The sequence below is a fragment of the Variovorax sp. GW822-FHT04E09 genome, from assembly GCF_058800845.1.
Window position 1 is genome coordinate 43,572 of sequence record NZ_JBXAMR010000014.1, and the last position, 16,327, is coordinate 59,898.

The following is a 16,327-nucleotide window of genomic DNA, read 5'->3' on the forward strand; positions in this document are numbered from 1 at the left end:
GACAACGCTATGACGAAGCTCAAGACATTGACGACGCTGGCCGTGGGGGGCCTGATCGCGACGCTCGCGTCCGCGCAGCAGCAGGGCGTGAGCAAGGACGAGATCCGCATCGGCACGATTCAGGACCTTTCGGGTCCGCTGGCGGGCTTCGGCAAGCAGGCGCGCAACGGCATGCAGCTGCGCGTGGACGAGCTCAACGAGCAGGGCACGCTGAACGGCCGCAAGCTCAAGCTCTTCGTCGAAGACTCGGGCTACGACCCGAAGAAGGCGGTGCTGGCGGCGCAGAAGCTGGTCAACCAGGAAAAGATCTTCATCATGGCCGGCCACATCGGCACGGCGCAGAACATGGCGGCGATGCCGGTGCAGTTCGACAAGAACGTCGTCAACTACATGCCCATCACGGCGGCGCGCGAAATGTACGAGCCGCTGAACCGGCTGAAGTATTCGTTCGCGGCCACCTACTACGACCAGATCCGCCTGGCACTGCCCAAGATGATCAAGGACAAGGGCGCCAAGAAGGTCTGCACGATCTACCAGGACGACGAGTTCGGTCTCGAAGTGCAGCGCGGCGCCGAGGCTGGCCTGAAGGCCGCGGGCATGGAGCTGGCCGAGAAGACCTCGTTCAAGCGCGGCGCCACCGACTTCAGCTCGCAGGTCGCGAAGATGAAGGCCGCCAACTGCGACCTCGTGGTGCTTGGCACCATCATCCGCGAGACCATCGGCACGGTGGGCGAGTCGCGCAAGACCGGCTTCAACCCGACCTTCCTGGGTTCGAGCGCGGCGTATACCGACCTGATCCACAAGCTCGGCGGCAAGGCCATGGACGGCGTGTACGCCACCATGACGGTGCAGAACCCCTACACCGACGAGCAGTCGCAGCCGCTGCGCTTCTGGGCCAACAAGTACAAGACCAAGTTCAACGAAGACCCGACCGTGTTCTCGGTGTACGGCTACGTGATCATCGACTCGTTCATCAAGGCCGCGACCAAGGCCGGCCCGAACCTGACGACCGACAGCTTCATCAAGGCGATGGACAGCATCACCTTCGAGCCCGACATGTTCGGCAGCCCGAAGAGCACCTACACCGCCACCAAGCGCCTGGGCAACGACCAGTCGCGGCTGTCGCAGATCAAGGACGGCAAGTGGGTCGTGGTGTCTGACTACGTGACGCCGTAAGCCAGCGCCGCCCCGGTACCGTGCTCGGGGCGAGCGGCTATATTCCGCGAAATCCCCTTCGCGAGACTGCCGCCATGCCCCAGTACTGGTTGATGAAATCCGAGCCCGACGAGGTCTCGATCGACGATGCCCTCGCCGCGCCCGATGCCACCGTGGCGTGGACCGGCGTGCGCAACTACCAGGCGCGCAACTTCATGCGCGACGGCATGAAGGTCGGCGACGGCGTGCTGTTCTATCACTCGAGCTGCCCCGAGCCCGGCATTGCCGGCATCGCGCGCGTGGCCTCTGGCATCCAGCCCGATCCGACGCAGTTCGACCCGAAGTCGCCGTACTACGACGCCGGCGCGAAGAAGGAAGACCCGCGCTGGCTGCTGGTCGACGTGCAGGCGCTGCGCAAGACGCGGCTGCTGGCGTTGCCCGAGCTGCGCGCCAGGCCCGAGCTGGCCGACCTGGTCATCCTGCGCAAGGGCAACCGGCTGTCGATCACGCCGGTGGAGCCGGCGCACTGGAAGGTCATCGAGAAGATGCTGGCCTGAACCTGTTCAGGCGACTTTCGACAGGATCGGGAACAGCTTGCCGAGCCCGTCGGCCATCACCTCGACCGCGAGTGCCGCGAGGATCAGGCCCATCAGCCGCGTCATGATGTTGATGCCGGTCTTGCCGAGCACCCGCGCGATCGGCTGCGCGAGCGAAAACGCCAGTGCAGTCGCCAGCGCTACGACCACGCCATAGCCGACCAGCAGCCCCAGCTCCCACAGGTGCTGCGTCTTGTCGGCGTAGATCACTACGGTGGAGATGGCGGCCGGGCCGGTGAGCAGCGGAATGGTGAGCGGCACCACCGCGATGGAGGCGCCCATCGACGCCTTCACTTCGACCGCGCGCAGCTCGTCGACGTTGGTCTTGCTCTCGGCCGGTTGCGCGTTGAGCATCGAGATCGAGCTCATGAGTAGCAGCAGCCCGCCGCCGACCTGGAAGCTCGCGATCGAGATGCCGAAGAAGGACAGCAGCTGCAGCCCGATGAGTGCGCTCACGGCAATGACCACGAAGGCGCTGAAGGCCGACATGCGCACCGTGCGCTTGCGCTGGGCGTCGGAGTAGTCCTGCGTGTAGTGGATGAAGAAGGGCACGATGGCCAGCGGGTTGACGATGGCCACCAGCGTGACCAGCGGCTTGATGAGGTCCATGGAAGTGCTCATGGCTCAGCGTCCTCCGGTCACGTCGAGCAGGGCCATGGTGGTGTAGCTGGCCTCGGGCGAGAGCAGCCACAGGACGGCACCGGCAATTTCTTCGGCGGTGCCGCTGCGCTTCATCGGCACGCCTGGGCCCATCTCGGCGGCGCGGCCAGGCTGGCCTCCGGAGGCGTGGATGTCGGTGTCGATCACGCCGGGGCGCACCGCGTTCACGCGGATGCCTTCGTCGGCCACTTCCTTGGCCAGGCCGATGGTCAGGGTGTCGATGGCTGCCTTGCTGGCCGCGTAGTCGACGTACTGGCCGGGCGAGCCGATGCGTGCGGCGCCGCTGGAGATGTTGACGATGGCGCCGCCTTCGCCGCCGTGCTTCGTGCTCATGCGCTTCACCGCCTCGCGCGCGCAGACGAAGCTGCCGATCACGTTGATGCGGAACATGCGCTCCAGGCGCGCCACGCTCATTTCGTCGACGCGCGCCTGCACATCGACCACGCCGGCGTTGTTCACGAGTGCGGTGAGGCGCCCGAGCTTGGCGTCGACCTTCGCGAACATCGCGAGCACCTGGGCCTCGTCGCCCACGTCGGCCTGCACCGCCATGGCGGTGCCGCCGCCCGCGCGGATGGTGCGCACCACCTCGTCGGCGGCCAGCGAGTTGCTGGCGTAGTTCACGGCCACGGCATAGCCGCGCTTCGCGGCGAGCAAGGCCGTGGCGGCACCAATGCCGCGCCCACCGCCGGTGATCAAGAGCACCTGGTCCAAATCCCACCTCCTGCAGAGAAACTGTGCGTCAGTTAAAACCGACGGCCTGGATTACATCACCGAGGGCTGGCGCATGAGCACGAGCGCCGCGCCGCCCCAAGCCAGCTCGCACCGCAGTGCGCAGCACGGAGGTTACTGAATGCACAAGACCATCGACTATTACTTTGCGCCACAGAGCCCGTGGACCTATCTGGGGCATACCCGCTTCGCCACCATCGCCGCGGCCGCCGGCGCCACCGTGCGCGTGCGGCCCATCGACATGGGCAGCGTGTTCCCCGTGTCGGGCGGCCTGCCGCTGGGCAAGCGCGCACCGCAGCGCCAGGCCTACCGGCTGCTCGAGCTGGCGCGCTTCTCGAAGCACCTGGGCCTGCCGTTGAACCCGAAGCCGAAGTTCTTTCCGGTGGCCGGCGACGATGCGGCGCGGTTGATCATCGCGGTCGACATGCACGACGGCACCGAAGCCGCGATGCGCATCAGCGCCGCGGTGTTCGCGGCCGTGTGGGTGCAGGAGCGGAACATCGGCGACCCGAACCTGCTCGAAGCCCTGGTCGCGGAATGCGGCCTGCCGGCCAAGCGCGCCGAGCAATCGCAAAGCCAGGCGGTGCAGGAGCGTTACGAGGCTTACACGCAGGAAGCGATCGACATCCAGGTGTTCGGCGCGCCGAGCTACGTGATCGACGGCGAGATCTTCTGGGGCCAGGACCGGCTCGATTTCGTCGAGCGGGCGCTGCGCGCGTAACGGCGCGCGCGAGCCGACCCGCTTTTTCTTTTTTCATTCCATCGTTTCAGGAGAACCCCATGGGCCAATTCATCGACCTCACCGCCAAGGATGGCTTCACCGTTCCCGCCTACGTGGCCGAGCCCGCGGGCACGCCGCGCGGTGCCGTGGTGGTGGTGCCGGAAATCTTCGGCGTGAACTCGCACATCCGCTCGGTCGCCGACGGCTATGCGGCCGACGGCTACCTGGCCGTGGCGCCGTCGACCTTCCACCGCGTCAAGCCCGGCGTCGAGCTGGGCTACAGCGACGACGACATGAAGACCGGCTTCGGCTACAAGACCGCGGTCGAGGCGCTGCCCGCGCCCGGCGTGCTGCAGGACCTCGAAGCCGCGATCGCCTACGCCTCGAAGGCGGGCAAGGTCGGCATCGTCGGTTACTGCTGGGGCGGCCTGCTGGTCTGGCGCGCCGCAGCCCTGCTGCCGGGTCTGGCCGCTGCCGCACCTTATTACGGTGGCGGCATGACGACGCCGGAAGAAAGCGCACGCCAGCCGAAGGTGCCGGTGCTCGCGCAGTTCGGCAACCGCGACCACTGGATTCCGCTGGACACCATCGAGGCCTTCAAGAAGGCGCACCCCGAGGTGGAAGTGCATGTCTACGAAGCCGACCACGGCTTCAACTGCGACCAGCGCGGCTCGTACAACGCAGAGGCGGCGAAGCCGGCGCGTGAACGCGTTCTGGCCTTCTTTGCCAAGCACGTCGGCTGATCCGGCACGCTTCAAGCAAAAAGCCCGGCAGTGCCGGGCTTTTTTCATGGGTTACTTCTTGGCGCCGACCCGGGTCTGCAGGAAGTCGAGCAGTGCGCGCAGCGCCGCGCTGTTGTGGCGCCGCTGCAGGTAGGCGGCCGACAGCCACATGTCCTTGCGCGCATAGCCTTCGAGCACCGGCACCAACTCGCCGCTGTCGATGTGCGACTGCACGAGCAGCGAGGGCAGGTAGATCACGCCGAAGCCGCGCATCGCGACGCGGATCAGCGGCGCGCCTTCGGTGCAGTCCATGCGGCTCTTGACCTGCACGTCGAGTGGCTGGCCGTTGTCATCGAAGCGCCACGCGGGCTGCGTGCCCAGCAGCGAATGGGTCAGTGCGTCGTGGTGGGCGAGCTCCTGCGGGTGCGCGGGCTTGCCGTGCTTCTTCCAGTAGACCGGCGAGGCGCAGACCACCATGTGGATGAGCCGCAGCTTGCGCACGATGAGGTTGGCGTCTTCCACCGGGCCGCTGCGGATGTCGACGTCGATGCCTTCCTCGGCGAGGTCGACGGTGCGGTTGGTCAGCTGCAGGCTGATGCTCACGTCGGGGTAGTGGCGCATGAAGTCGGCCAGCAGGTCGGGGAATTCGCCGTTGCCCATGCCGTGCGGGGCCGAGATGCGCAGCCGGCCGCCGGGCTGGCTGGCGCGCTCCTGCAGCTCGGCCTGGGTGAGCTCGACCATCTCAAGCATCGGCGTGCTGCGCTCGAGCAGCAGCTGGCCGGCGTCGGTGAGGCTGACGGAACGCGTGGAGCGGTTGAGCAGGCGCACGCCGAAGCGGGTCTCGAGTTCGGCGACGTACTTGCTGACCGTGGCCTTCGACATGTCGAGCCGCTTGGCGGCCTGGGAGAAGCTGCCGTGTGAGGCGACTTCCCGGAAGGTTTTGATCAGATCGAGACTGTCCATGTCAGTGAAACCCGTTGTTTTTCGCGAGGGAGCGCGGTGTGCCGATTCTCGGGGGTTTTGCCGGATAGGACCGGCGCGGGGTTCTGGTGTACGCCGGAAGCAGTCAGGCGCCTTGTGCCCGGTTTTTTTGCGTGCACGACTTTGTTGACTGATTGTTTCGCTACAGGAAACACCGTGTCTCTGAACCGAGTGTTTTCCCGAAGGAATTCCGGCTGACACTCGCCGCACAGGCGAGCCAACGTGCAAGCCTGGTGGACATCCCATCTAGCCGAACACAAGGAACAGACATGAAGACCTCGCACATTTTCGCAGCCGCCGCCCTGACCCTCCTGGCCGCCACCGGCGCCCAAGCCGAGACGTACCAAGGCGTGACCCAAGTGATCTCGTCCAAGAGCCGCGACGAAGTCAACGCCGAAGCCCAGCGCACCGCCGCAGCCCCGAACCAGAACGTCGTGCGCGGTTCGCGCGGCGCGGAAACCGTGGCCGTGTCGAAGGACCGTTCGATCGTCGAAGCCGAAGCCATCCGCACCGCCTACGCTCCCGACCAGAACGTGACCTCGGGTTCGCGCGTCAACAGCAAGGTCATCTCGACCATGGTGAACCCGATGGACGCACGCGTTCAAGCCCAGCAAGGTTCGGGCGCCGTCGCCAAGTAATTGGCCGCGAAGCCAGCCGCCTCCCGGGGCGGTCAGAGCTGACTAAAAAAGCCACGCATCCGCGTGGCTTTTTTCATGGGCGCTCAGCGCGTGCGGGCGAGGTAGCGCTTGCGCCAGAAGATCAGGACCAGCAGCACCGCGATGACCAGCATGGCCGACATCGCGATCCAGAAGCCGTCCGCCTTGTGCACCAGCGGGATGAACTCGAAGTTCATGCCGAAGATGCCGGCGATGAGGTTCAGCGGCAGGAAGATGGCGGTGAGCACGGTCAGCACCCGCATGATGTCGTTGGCCCGGTGGCCCTGGACGCTGAAGTGCATCTGCACGGCCGTCTCGGCGTTTTGCTCGAGCCGGTGCACGTGGTGCACCACGCGCTGGATGTGCTCCAGCACGTCGCGGCTGCGCACCATGATCAGGTCGCGCTCGCGCTGCGCGGTCTCGCCCTGCGGCACGGGCAGGGTTTCGAGCGAATCGATCCAGTCCTGCATGGCGGCGCGCTGGTCTTCGCAGATCTCGTCCAGCCGGTGCAGCGACTGGCGCGCCTCCATCAGCGCGCTCCAGTTGGTGAAGCGGCTGCGCGGGTCGATGAGCTCGGTCTGCCAGTGGTCGAGCTGCTTCGTGAGCTCGCGCCGCATGTCGAGGTAGCCGTCGACGATCAGGTTGACGATGCGCAGCATCAGGTCGGCGGGGCTGGCCGGCAGGCGGGCCGAGGTGGCGCGCACGTCGAGCGCGGGCGTGCCGCGGTCGTCGGATGAGGCGGCCGCCAGCAGCCGGGCGGCGAAGGCGTCGCGCACCGTGCCGTCCTCGGGGTGCACCGAGAGCAGCACGCGGTCGAACACCGCGAAGCCGACGGGGCGGGTGTCGATGCGGCGCAGCACCGGCGGGCCGCCGCGCGACGGGCGTTGCGGCAGCGAAGGCTCGCCGGTGTTGCCGGTTTCAGCGCCGTTGCCCGTGGCCAGGCGGCGGAACACCAGCACGTCGTACAGCGAGGTGTAGTCGTAGTGCGAGGGCAGCTGGTCGTTGAGCAGGTCGGCCACGTGCAGGTCGACCAGCTGGGTCTGGCACAGCGTCTGCAGGATCTGCTGCACCTCGGGCTGGGCGGCGCGGAATTCGTCGCGCGTCAGCGAAATCCAGAGGTAGCTGGCGGCGGCGCAGGCGCCCGGCACGGCCAGCGGCGCCAGCGAGGCGTGCTCGCTGACCTGCGAGCGGCTGATTTCGAAGATGCGCATGGACACTCGCCCCCGGTGGTTCTTCTTCCACGCCAGAAGTGCCGTGGAGGTGCGGCAGGCATGCCGCAATAGCTATTATTTTTGTAGCAACCGGGCGGCGTCAAGCGCGAAGTAGGTCAGCACGCCGTCGGCGCCGGCGCGCTTGAAAGCCAGCAGGCTTTCGAGCACCACGGCGTCGTGGTCGAGCCAGCCGTTCTGGGCGGCGGCCTTCAGCATGGCGTACTCGCCGCTCACCTGGTAGGCGAAGGTCGGTACGCGGAACTCGTCCTTCACGCGGCGCACGATGTCCAGGTAGGGCATGCCGGGCTTCACCATGACCATGTCGGCGCCTTCGGCGATGTCGATGGCGACCTCGCGCAGCGCCTCGTCGCTGTTGCCGGGGTCCATCTGGTAGACCTTCTTGTTGCTCTTGCCGAGCGTCGCGGCCGAGCCGACGGCGTCGCGGAAGGGGCCGTAGAAGGCGCTGGCGTACTTGGCGCTGTAGGCCATGATGCGCGTGTGGATGTCGCCGCGGGCTTCGAGCGCGGTGCGGATCGCGCCGATGCGGCCGTCCATCATGTCGCTCGGTGCCACAATATCGACGCCAGCTTGCGATTGTGTGAGTGCCTGCTTCACAAGCACTTCAACGGTCGCGTCGTTGAGGATGTAGCCGGTGTCGTCGAGCAGGCCGTCCTGGCCGTGGCTGGTGTAGGGGTCGAGTGCCACGTCGGTCATCACGCCCAGTTCGGGGAAGCGCGCCTTGAGCGCGGCCACCACGCGGGGAATCAGGCCGTCGGGGTTGAAGGCCTCGTCGCCCGCGGGCGTCTTGAGGCTGGCGTCGATCACCGGGAACAGCGCCATCACCGGGATGCCGGCCTGCACGCACTGCTCGGCCACGGGCAGCAGCAGGTCCAGGCTCAGGCGGTCCACGCCGGGCATCGAGGGCACGGCGTCGCGGCGCTTCTCGCCTTCCTGCACGAACACCGGGTAGATCAGGTCGTTCGTCGTCAGCGCATGCTCGCGCACCAGGTTGCGGGTGAAGGCATCGCGGCGCAGCCGTCGCGGGCGGCCGGCGGGGAACATCGCGAGCGGGGAAAATGGTGACGTCATATATCTAAAATTGTGCCTGAAGCGCGAAATCGCAGCCCAGCGCTGCTGGAGGCAAGTTGTCTGACAACTACGGAAATTAATAGAACTTAAGTTCTAGATTTTTGTTGTAAAAGTCAAAGAAACTGCCTCAATCGCTTGAAACCTTGTTTCGTCTTTGTTAAATTCTGAAGCGGGCGGCTTGCCGCTCCCCGCTTTTCCTCCCTGAGCGGGTGCCTTGATGTGTGACAGCAAAAGGGCTTCCCAGCCCGACGTGAAGACGTCGGGCTTTTTTTTGCCCGAAACCTTGGCAAAGGGCCCCGAAGAGGGGTCAGTGTGCAGCCACCACTAAACTGCCGCCATGCTCTGGGTCAAATCTCTTCACATTGTTTTCATTGCCAGCTGGTTTGCCGGGCTGTTCTATCTGCCGCGGATCTTCGTCAACCTGGCGATGGTGCCGCCCGAGTCGGTCGCGGAGCGTGAGCGCCTGCTGCTGATGGCGCGCAAGCTGCTGCGCTTCACCACCTTCCTGGCCGTGCCGGCGCTGGTGTTCGGCGCCTGGCTCTGGCTGGGCTACGGCATCGGGCGCGGCCCCGGCAACGGCTGGATGCACGCCAAGCTGGCCCTGGTGCTGGTGGCCATCGGCTACCACCATGGCTGCGGCGTGCTGCTGCGCCGTTTTGCGGCGGGCGGCAACCGTCGCAGCGACCGCTGGTACCGCTGGTTCAACGAGTTGCCCGTGCTGCTGCTGCTGGGCATCGTGATCCTGGTGGTGGTGAAGCCCTTCTGAGCCCGTGTCGACGGTAGACATGCCGCACAAGTCTGCCGCGCTCCCCCTGGCGCTGGCCTATGCGGCGCTGATCGTCTATGCCAGCCTGTACCCCTTCGCCGACTGGCGTGACCAGGGGATCGCGCCCTGGGCCTACCTGTCGGCGCCCTGGCCCAAGTACTGGACGGGTTTCGACTTCGGGGTGAACGTCGCGGGCTACGTGCCCTTCGGTTTTCTGTGTGCGCTGAGCGTGCTGCGCACGGGCAGCAGTCACAGTGTGTGGCGTGCGCTGTTGCGCGCCACGGTGGCGGGCGCGGCGATCGCCTTTGCCATGGAGACGCTGCAGAGCTATTTGCCAGCGCGCATTCCTTCCAATGTCGACCTGGGGCTGAACACCGCCGGCACGGTGCTCGGCGCGGTGCTGGCCGCGGCGCTGGAGCGGCTCGGTGCGATCGCCCACTGGAGCCGCGTGCGCTCGCAGTGGTTCGTCGAGGACGCGCGCGGCGGTCTCGTGCTGCTCGCACTCTGGCCCTTTGCGCTGCTGTTCCCCGCCGCCGTCACCTTCGGCCTCGGCCAGGTCTTCGAGCGGCTGGAGACGACGATTTCCGAGTGGCTGCTCGACACGCCCTTCATCGACTGGTTGCCGGTGCGCCAGTTCGAGCTGGAACCGCTGGTGCCGGCCGTGGAGCTGCTGTGCGTGATGCTCGGCGCGCTGGTGCCGTGCCTGCTGGGCTACCTGGTGGCGCGCAACGTGGTGCAGCGCGCGGTGCTGCTGCCGCTCATCCTGCTCGCAGGCGTTGCGGCCTCGGCGCTTTCGGCGGCCATGAGCTACGGCCCCGAGCACGCGTGGGCCTGGCTCGATCTGCCGGTGCAGGTCGGGCTGGCCGCGGCGGTGTTCGCGGGCGTGCTGCTGCTCTTTGCGCCGCGCCGGCTGTGCGGGGCGCTGCTGCTCATGGGGCTCGTGCTCCAGCTGAGCCTGCTGAACCAGGCGCCCGAGAGCGCCTATTTTGCACAGACCCTGGCCACCTGGGAGCAGGGCCGCTTCATCCGCTTCCACGGCCTGGCCCAGTGGCTGGGCTGGGGCTGGCCCTTCGCGGTGCTGGTCTATGTGCTGGCCGCGCTGTCGCGGCGCCGCCGTCCTGTATCGCCCTCGTCCTGAGCGCGCTCATAAAATCGATAGATGCCCAGCACACCCCCCGCCGCACCGTCCGGCTACTACGGCCGCCACATCTTCTTCTGCCTGAACGAACGCAAGAACGGTGAAGACTCCTGTGCCCTGCACAACGCGCAGGAAGGCTTCGACCGCTGCAAGGCCAAGGTGAAGGAGCAGGGGCTTGCCGGGCCCGGCAAGGTGCGCGTCAACAAGGCTGGCTGCCTCGACCGCTGCGCGGGCGGGCCCGTGGCGGTGGTCTACCCCGAGGCGGTCTGGTACACCTTCGTGGACGCCGAGGACATCGACGAGATCGTCGAGTCGCACCTGAAGAACGGCCAGGTCGTCGAGCGGCTGCTGCTACCGCCCGACGTCGGCCGCTGAACTTTCCCGCGGACCCCGTGCTCGTACCGTGCACGTTGCCGGCATCGCCGGCCCAGCCAACCCCAGCGCCATGAACTCCCAGACCGAAAAAATCAGCCTCCAGGGCGCCGCGGGCGTGATCGAGGTGCAGCGCGACCTGCCGTCCGGCGACGCGCGCGGCATCGCGGTGATCGCCCATCCGCACCCGCTGTTCGGCGGCACGATGGACAACAAGGTCGTGCAGACCCTGGCCCGCGCCTTCGTGTCCTGCGGCTGGACGGCCGTGCGCTTCAACTTCCGCGGCGTGGGTGCCAGCGAAGGCGTCCACGACGAAGGGCGTGGCGAGCTCGAGGACATGCTGCATGTCGTCGGCCAGCTCGCGCCCGAGGGCCAGTTGGCGATCGCCGGCTTCTCCTTCGGTGCCTTCGTGGCCAGCTGCGCGGCCGAGAAGCTCTGGGCCGCACGCGACGTGCGGCAGCTGGTGCTGGTCGGCACGGCCGCCTCGCGTTTCTCGGTGGCCACGCTGCCGGCCGAGGCGCACGAGCGCGCGCTGGTGGTCCATGGCGAAGCCGACGACACCGTGCCTCTCGCCGCCGTGATGGACTGGGCGCGTCCCCAGTCACTCCCTGTCACGGTTATTCCCGGGGGCGGCCATTTCTTTCACGGACAATTGCCGCTGCTCAAAAGCCTGGTCGCCCGCCATCTGCGCGCGGGCACCGAATGAAAGCCTTGCAGGCTTGTCCTCGTCTCTTCTTATCTTCCCCATGAATCGTTTTTTCACTGCGCTTCGCGCACTGGTGCTGACCGCTGCTGCCTCGGTTGGCGTGATCGCCGCCGCCCAGATGCCGGCCCCGCCTGAAATCGCCGCGCGCAGCTACCTGCTGCTCGACGTGACCGCGAACCAGATCCTGGCGCAGAAGGACATCGACAGCCCGGTCGAGCCGGCCTCGCTCACCAAGCTGATGACCGCGTACGTCGCGTTCGACGCGCTGCGCGCCAAGAAAATCACGCTGACCCAGACCCTGCCGGTGAGCCCGCGCGCCTGGAAGATGCCCGGTTCGCGCATGTTCATCGACCCCAAGATGCAGGTGCCGGTGGAAGACCTGATCAAGGGCGTGATCGTGCAGTCGGGCAACGACGCCACGGTCGCGTTGGCCGAAGGCGTGGGCGGCACGGTGGAGCACTTCGTCGAGATGATGAACGCCCAGGCCAAGGCGCTGGGCATGAAGAACACCACCTACAAGAACCCCGAAGGCCTGACGGCGCCCGGCCACACGACCACGGCGCGCGACCTGAGCATCCTGGCCACGCGCCTGGTGCGCGACTTCCCGGAAGAAGCCAAGTACTACGCCATCAAGAAGTACCGCTACCCGGGCACGCCGTCGACCAACGACACCAACCGCAACCTGCTGTTGTTCCGCGACCCGACCGTCGACGGCCTGAAGACCGGCCACACCGACGCCGCCGGCTACTGCATGATCGCCACCGCCAAGCGCGACTTCCCGAACCTGACCGGCGGCCGCCGCCTGCTGTCGATCGTGCTGGGCGCCAGCAGCGAAGCCGTGCGCGCCAACGAGTCGCAGAAGCTGCTGAACTGGGGTTACACGGCCTACGACGCCGTGCGCCTGTTCGAAGCCGGCCAGCCCGCCGCCACGCCCGCCGTCTGGAAGGGCAAGGCCAACGTGCTGAAGCTGGGCCGCCCCGAGGCCATCGTGGTCGCCGTGCCGACCGGTTCCGCCAGCAAGATCAAGACGCAGGTGTCGCGCCCCGACCCGCTGGTCGCGCCGTTCACCAAGTACCAGGCCGTCGGCTCGCTCAAGGTCACGCTGGACGACCAGCCCCTGGCCGACGTGCCGCTGGTCGCCCTGGAGCCGGTCGAGCAGGCCGGCGTCTTCGGCCGCGCCTGGGACGCCGTGCGTCTCTGGATCAAGTAAGAGACAGGGAAAAGAGGCCTTGAAACAGGCGGTGGCGGGCGCTCCAGGCGCCTGACATTGCCATTTCAGACCTGCCTGCTATACTCGTGGGCTTTTCGGAATTTTCCGAAGGGTTTCACGTTTTCGTTATTCCCGGCTTCCTTGAGTCACGACCAAGGGCGGTTTCACCACCAAGGCTGGGTTGTTTTGGGACTAATTCATTCATGCCAACCATCAATCAACTGGTGCGTCAGGGTCGAACGGTCGAGAAGATCAATTCGAAGAGCCCTGCCATGCAGAACTCGCCGCAACGTCGCGGTGTCTGCACCCGCGTCTACACCACGACGCCCAAGAAGCCCAACTCGGCGCTTCGTAAAGTTGCCAAGGTCCGTCTGACCAATGGCTTCGAAGTCATCTCCTACATCGGCGGCGAAGGCCACAACCTGCAAGAACACAGCGTCGTGCTGGTTCGCGGCGGTCGTGTCAAGGACTTGCCCGGTGTGCGTTACCACATCGTGCGCGGTTCGCTCGACCTGCAAGGCGTGAAAGACCGCAAGCAGTCGCGTTCCAAGTACGGCGCGAAGCGCCCCAAGAAGGCTTAAGCCTTCCTGTCAGAAAACAAGCGGTGTTCGATGGCCTTGGCGGGCTTGTCGAACGAAGTGACCCAATGTCGGGTCGAGTAAGTGAGAGTCCTGACTGGCTCTCGCGGTATCGGAAACGATGCCAACTGAAGCAAAGAGGTTAGAAAAATGCCACGTCGTCGCGAAGTCCCCAAACGTGAAATCCTGCCGGATCCCAAGTACGGCAATGTCGAGCTGTCCAAATTCATGAACGTGATCATGGAAGGCGGCAAGAAGGCTGTTGCCGAGCGCATCATTTACGGTGCCCTCGACTTCATCGAGAAGAAGAACCCGGACAAGGACCCCCTCGAAGCGTTCACCGTTGCCATCAACAACGTGAAGCCGATGGTCGAAGTGAAGTCGCGCCGCGTCGGTGGTGCGAACTACCAGGTGCCGGTCGAAGTCCGCCCTGTCCGTCGCCTCGCCCTGTCGATGCGCTGGATCAAGGAAGCTGCCCGCAAGCGCGGTGAGAAGTCGATGGCCCTGCGTCTGGCCAACGAACTGATGGAAGCCACGGAAGGCCGTGGCGGTGCCATGAAGAAGCGCGACGAAGTGCACCGCATGGCAGAAGCCAACCGCGCCTTCAGCCACTTCCGCTTCTAAAAAACACACGTCTCTTGAGCGTTGGGGGTTGAGTACCGGGCGAAATCGCCCGTGCTCGACGCCCAGCGCTCAACGCATTTAAACCCGAAAGTACATCATGTCCCGCAAGACCCCCATCGAGCGCTACCGCAACATCGGTATCTCCGCGCACATCGACGCCGGCAAGACCACCACCACCGAACGTATCCTGTTCTACACGGGCGTGACCCACAAGCTCGGCGAAGTGCATGATGGCGCGGCAACGACCGACTGGATGGAGCAGGAGCAAGAGCGTGGCATCACGATCACCTCGGCTGCCGTGACCTGCTTCTGGAAGGGCATGGACCACTCGCTGCCCGAGCACCGCATCAACATCATCGACACCCCCGGCCACGTGGACTTCACCATTGAAGTCGAGCGCTCGATGCGCGTGCTGGACGGCGCCGTCATGGTGTACGACTCGGTCGGCGGCGTGCAGCCCCAATCGGAAACCGTCTGGCGCCAAGCCAACAAGTACAAGGTGCCGCGTCTGGCGTTCGTCAACAAGATGGACCGCATCGGCGCCAACTTCTTCCGCGTTCGCCAGATGATGGTCGACCGCCTGAAGGCCAACCCCGTGCCGATCGTGATTCCGATCGGTGCCGAAGACAAGTTCCAGGGCGTGGTCGACCTGCGTCTGATGAAGGCGATCTTCTGGGACGAAGCCTCGCAAGGCATGAAGTTCGAAACGCGCGAGATCCCCGCCGAGCTGGTCGAGCTGGCCAAGGAATGGCGCGAGAAGATGGTCGAAAGCGCGGCCGAAGCTTCGGAAGAGCTGATGAACAAGTACCTTGAAGAAGGTGACCTGACGCTCGAAGAAATCACCCACGGTCTGCGCACGCGCACGATCGCCGGCGAAATCCAGCCGATGCTGTGCGGCAGCGCGTTCAAGAACAAGGGTGTGCAGCGCATGCTCGACGCCGTGATCGAACTGATGCCTTCGCCGCTGGACATTCCTCCGGTGCACGGCACGGACGACGACGAGCAAGACGTGACCCGCAAGGCCGACGACGGCGAGAAGTTCTCGGCGCTGGCATTCAAGCTCATGACCGACCCGTACGTCGGCCAGCTGACCTTCGTGCGCGTGTACTCGGGCGTTCTGAGCAAGGGCGACACCGTCTACAACCCGGTCAAGGGCAAGAAAGAGCGTATCGGCCGTATCGTGCAGATGCACGCCAACGAACGCCTCGAAATCGAAGAAATCCGTGCCGGCGACATCGCCGCTTGCGTGGGCCTGAAGGACGTCACCACGGGCGAAACCCTGTGCGACCCGAACGCCATGATCACGCTGGAGCGCATGGAATTCCCCGAGCCCGTGATCTCGCAGGCCGTCGAGCCCAAGACCAAGGCTGACCAGGAAAAGATGGGCATCGCCCTGCAGCGCCTGGCTTCGGAAGATCCGTCGTTCCGCGTGCGCACCGACGAAGAATCCGGCCAGACCATCATCTCCGGCATGGGCGAACTGCACCTCGAAATCATCGTGGACCGCATGAAGCGCGAATTCGGTGTGGAAGCCAACGTGGGCAAGCCGCAAGTGGCTTACCGCGAAACGATCCGCAAGACCGTCGAAGAAGCCGAAGGCAAGTTCGTTCGCCAGTCGGGTGGTAAGGGCCAGTACGGTCACGTCATCCTGAAGATCGAGCCGCAGGAAGCCGGCAAGGGCTTCGAGTTCGTCGACGCCATCAAGGGCGGTGTGGTTCCTCGCGAATACATCCCCGCCGTGGAAAAGGGCGTTGTGGAAGCACTGACGCAAGGCGTGCTGGCGGGCTACCCCGTCGTCGACGTCAAGGTCACGCTGCACTTCGGTTCGTACCACGACGTGGACTCGAACGAAATGGCGTTCAAGATGGCCGCGATCTTCGGCTTCAAGGAAGGCGCCCGCAAGGCCAGCCCGGTCATCCTCGAGCCGATGATGGCCGTGGAAGTCGAAACGCCTGAAGACTACGCCGGCAACGTGATGGGCGACCTGTCCAGCCGTCGCGGCATGGTGCAGGGCATGGACGACATGATCGGTGGCGGCAAGCTCATCAAGGCTGAAGTCCCGCTGTCGGAAATGTTCGGCTACTCGACGACGCTGCGCTCGGCCACGCAAGGCCGCGCCACGTACACGATGGAGTTCAAGCACTACGCTGAAGCTCCCCGTAACGTCGCCGAAGCCATCGTGGCCGCTCGCTCGAAGTAAGTTTCAAGAATGTGGGGCCGCGCAGTGCGCGGCCCTTCTTGTCTGCGATCCGGTGCCGCCCTGTTCCCGTGCGGGGCGAATCAGCAATCGGATGCAGACATAAAACCAACACACGGGACATGCTCTTTCAAGGATTGAAAAATGGCAAAAGGTAAATTCACCCGCACCAAGCCGCACGTGAACGTGGGCACGATCGGTCACGTTGACCACGGC

At 65.5% G+C, this 16,327-nt stretch carries 18 protein-coding genes and 1 pseudogene; 14 read left to right on the top strand and 5 right to left on the bottom strand.

The genetic code is table 11. The annotated features are described in order from the left end of the window. Positions 1-9 precede the first annotated feature (9 nt). Together AC1RL8_RS30440 and AC1RL8_RS30445 are read left to right on the top strand one after the other, a co-directional pair. Complete coding sequence (locus AC1RL8_RS30440; RefSeq protein WP_492686976.1) at positions 10-1,176, top strand: ABC transporter substrate-binding protein; 1,167 nt, start codon at positions 10-12, stop codon at positions 1,174-1,176. Positions 1,177-1,250: 74 nt separating this feature from the next. Beyond that, a complete protein-coding gene (locus AC1RL8_RS30445) occupies positions 1,251-1,712 on the top strand; it encodes an EVE domain-containing protein (protein WP_062478778.1) in 462 nt (153 codons plus the stop codon). Between the two features lie 6 nt (positions 1,713-1,718). Here the strand turns inward: AC1RL8_RS30445 and AC1RL8_RS30450 are convergent, their stop codons facing one another. Together AC1RL8_RS30450 and AC1RL8_RS30455 are read right to left on the bottom strand one after the other, a co-directional pair. Further along, the gene (locus AC1RL8_RS30450; protein ID WP_056576614.1) at positions 1,719-2,372 is read right to left on the bottom strand and encodes a MarC family protein; all 654 of its coding nucleotides are present in this window, start codon (positions 2,370-2,372) and stop codon (positions 1,719-1,721) included. Positions 2,373-2,375: 3 nt separating this feature from the next. Next, the gene (locus AC1RL8_RS30455) at positions 2,376-3,122 is read right to left on the bottom strand and encodes an SDR family oxidoreductase (RefSeq protein WP_159279502.1); all 747 of its coding nucleotides are present in this window, start codon (positions 3,120-3,122) and stop codon (positions 2,376-2,378) included. Between the two features lie 139 nt (positions 3,123-3,261). Between AC1RL8_RS30455 and AC1RL8_RS30460 the strand changes: the two genes are divergently transcribed. Continuing rightward, a complete protein-coding gene (locus tag AC1RL8_RS30460; protein ID WP_492686977.1) occupies positions 3,262-3,861 on the top strand; it encodes a 2-hydroxychromene-2-carboxylate isomerase in 600 nt (199 codons plus the stop codon). 59 nt (positions 3,862-3,920) lie between these two features. Then, the gene (locus AC1RL8_RS30465; protein ID WP_492686978.1) at positions 3,921-4,604 is read left to right on the top strand and encodes a dienelactone hydrolase family protein; all 684 of its coding nucleotides are present in this window, start codon (positions 3,921-3,923) and stop codon (positions 4,602-4,604) included. Between the two features lie 51 nt (positions 4,605-4,655). On the opposite strand, the gene AC1RL8_RS30470 is transcribed toward AC1RL8_RS30465, so the two are convergent. After that, a complete protein-coding gene (locus AC1RL8_RS30470) occupies positions 4,656-5,546 on the bottom strand; it encodes a LysR family transcriptional regulator (protein ID WP_492686979.1) in 891 nt (296 codons plus the stop codon). 287 nt (positions 5,547-5,833) lie between these two features. On the opposite strand from AC1RL8_RS30470, the gene AC1RL8_RS30475 reads away from it, so the two are divergent. Then, positions 5,834-6,202, top strand: a complete 369-nt coding sequence (locus AC1RL8_RS30475) for a hypothetical protein (RefSeq protein WP_062478764.1) — start codon at positions 5,834-5,836, stop codon at positions 6,200-6,202. Between the two features lie 83 nt (positions 6,203-6,285). Here the strand turns inward: AC1RL8_RS30475 and AC1RL8_RS30480 are convergent, their stop codons facing one another. After that, positions 6,286-7,431 (bottom strand): magnesium transporter CorA family protein, encoded by a 1,146-nt coding sequence (locus AC1RL8_RS30480; protein WP_390348163.1) that lies wholly within the window; start codon positions 7,429-7,431, stop codon positions 6,286-6,288. Between the two features lie 75 nt (positions 7,432-7,506). Then, positions 7,507-8,520 (bottom strand): porphobilinogen synthase, encoded by a 1,014-nt coding sequence (hemB, locus tag AC1RL8_RS30485; protein WP_223301379.1) that lies wholly within the window; start codon positions 8,518-8,520, stop codon positions 7,507-7,509. Positions 8,521-8,857: 337 nt separating this feature from the next. On the opposite strand from hemB, the gene AC1RL8_RS30490 reads away from it, so the two are divergent. From AC1RL8_RS30490 to AC1RL8_RS30530, 9 genes and pseudogenes are all read left to right on the top strand, one after another. Further along, on the top strand, positions 8,858-9,286 hold the full coding sequence (locus AC1RL8_RS30490) for a CopD family protein (protein ID WP_062478845.1): 429 nt from the start codon (positions 8,858-8,860) through the stop codon (positions 9,284-9,286). 19 nt (positions 9,287-9,305) lie between these two features. Further along, on the top strand, positions 9,306-10,424 hold the full coding sequence (locus AC1RL8_RS30495; protein WP_492686980.1) for a VanZ family protein: 1,119 nt from the start codon (positions 9,306-9,308) through the stop codon (positions 10,422-10,424). A 21-nt stretch (positions 10,425-10,445) separates the two neighbouring features. After that, on the top strand, positions 10,446-10,799 hold the full coding sequence (locus AC1RL8_RS30500; protein WP_492686981.1) for a (2Fe-2S) ferredoxin domain-containing protein: 354 nt from the start codon (positions 10,446-10,448) through the stop codon (positions 10,797-10,799). Positions 10,800-10,869: 70 nt separating this feature from the next. Next, on the top strand, positions 10,870-11,502 hold the full coding sequence (locus AC1RL8_RS30505; RefSeq protein WP_095950335.1) for an alpha/beta hydrolase: 633 nt from the start codon (positions 10,870-10,872) through the stop codon (positions 11,500-11,502). A 40-nt stretch (positions 11,503-11,542) separates the two neighbouring features. Then, entirely contained in the window at positions 11,543-12,712 is a 1,170-nt protein-coding gene (locus AC1RL8_RS30510; protein ID WP_492686982.1) for a D-alanyl-D-alanine carboxypeptidase family protein, read from the top strand. A 203-nt stretch (positions 12,713-12,915) separates the two neighbouring features. Next, complete coding sequence (gene rpsL / locus AC1RL8_RS30515) at positions 12,916-13,293, top strand: 30S ribosomal protein S12 (protein WP_013543948.1); 378 nt, start codon at positions 12,916-12,918, stop codon at positions 13,291-13,293. Positions 13,294-13,440: 147 nt separating this feature from the next. Continuing rightward, a complete protein-coding gene (gene rpsG / locus AC1RL8_RS30520) occupies positions 13,441-13,914 on the top strand; it encodes a 30S ribosomal protein S7 (protein ID WP_007829591.1) in 474 nt (157 codons plus the stop codon). A 97-nt stretch (positions 13,915-14,011) separates the two neighbouring features. Beyond that, entirely contained in the window at positions 14,012-16,114 is a 2,103-nt protein-coding gene (fusA, locus tag AC1RL8_RS30525; RefSeq protein WP_062478855.1) for an elongation factor G, read from the top strand. Positions 16,115-16,255: 141 nt separating this feature from the next. Beyond that, positions 16,256-16,327 (top strand): annotated as a pseudogene (locus AC1RL8_RS30530) (GTP-binding protein); the annotation flags it as partial.

Bases quoted from the DNA above. Each gene is read 5' to 3' on its own strand.
- AC1RL8_RS30440 (WP_492686976.1), top strand. From the start codon at position 10: ATGACGAAGCTCAAGACATTGACGACGCTGGCCGTGGGGGGCCTGATC.
- AC1RL8_RS30445 (WP_062478778.1), top strand. From the start codon at position 1,251: ATGCCCCAGTACTGGTTGATGAAATCCGAGCCCGACGAGGTCTCGATC.
- AC1RL8_RS30450 (WP_056576614.1), bottom strand. From the start codon at position 2,372: ATGAGCACTTCCATGGACCTCATCAAGCCGCTGGTCACGCTGGTGGCC.
- AC1RL8_RS30460 (WP_492686977.1), top strand. From the start codon at position 3,262: ATGCACAAGACCATCGACTATTACTTTGCGCCACAGAGCCCGTGGACC.
- AC1RL8_RS30465 (WP_492686978.1), top strand. From the start codon at position 3,921: ATGGGCCAATTCATCGACCTCACCGCCAAGGATGGCTTCACCGTTCCC.
- AC1RL8_RS30470 (WP_492686979.1), bottom strand. From the start codon at position 5,546: ATGGACAGTCTCGATCTGATCAAAACCTTCCGGGAAGTCGCCTCACAC.
- AC1RL8_RS30475 (WP_062478764.1), top strand. From the start codon at position 5,834: ATGAAGACCTCGCACATTTTCGCAGCCGCCGCCCTGACCCTCCTGGCC.
- AC1RL8_RS30480 (WP_390348163.1), bottom strand. From the start codon at position 7,431: ATGCGCATCTTCGAAATCAGCCGCTCGCAGGTCAGCGAGCACGCCTCG.
- hemB (WP_223301379.1), bottom strand. From the start codon at position 8,520: ATGACGTCACCATTTTCCCCGCTCGCGATGTTCCCCGCCGGCCGCCCG.
- AC1RL8_RS30490 (WP_062478845.1), top strand. From the start codon at position 8,858: ATGCTCTGGGTCAAATCTCTTCACATTGTTTTCATTGCCAGCTGGTTT.
- AC1RL8_RS30495 (WP_492686980.1), top strand. From the start codon at position 9,306: ATGCCGCACAAGTCTGCCGCGCTCCCCCTGGCGCTGGCCTATGCGGCG.
- AC1RL8_RS30500 (WP_492686981.1), top strand. From the start codon at position 10,446: ATGCCCAGCACACCCCCCGCCGCACCGTCCGGCTACTACGGCCGCCAC.
- AC1RL8_RS30505 (WP_095950335.1), top strand. From the start codon at position 10,870: ATGAACTCCCAGACCGAAAAAATCAGCCTCCAGGGCGCCGCGGGCGTG.
- AC1RL8_RS30510 (WP_492686982.1), top strand. From the start codon at position 11,543: ATGAATCGTTTTTTCACTGCGCTTCGCGCACTGGTGCTGACCGCTGCT.
- rpsL (WP_013543948.1), top strand. From the start codon at position 12,916: ATGCCAACCATCAATCAACTGGTGCGTCAGGGTCGAACGGTCGAGAAG.
- rpsG (WP_007829591.1), top strand. From the start codon at position 13,441: ATGCCACGTCGTCGCGAAGTCCCCAAACGTGAAATCCTGCCGGATCCC.
- fusA (WP_062478855.1), top strand. From the start codon at position 14,012: ATGTCCCGCAAGACCCCCATCGAGCGCTACCGCAACATCGGTATCTCC.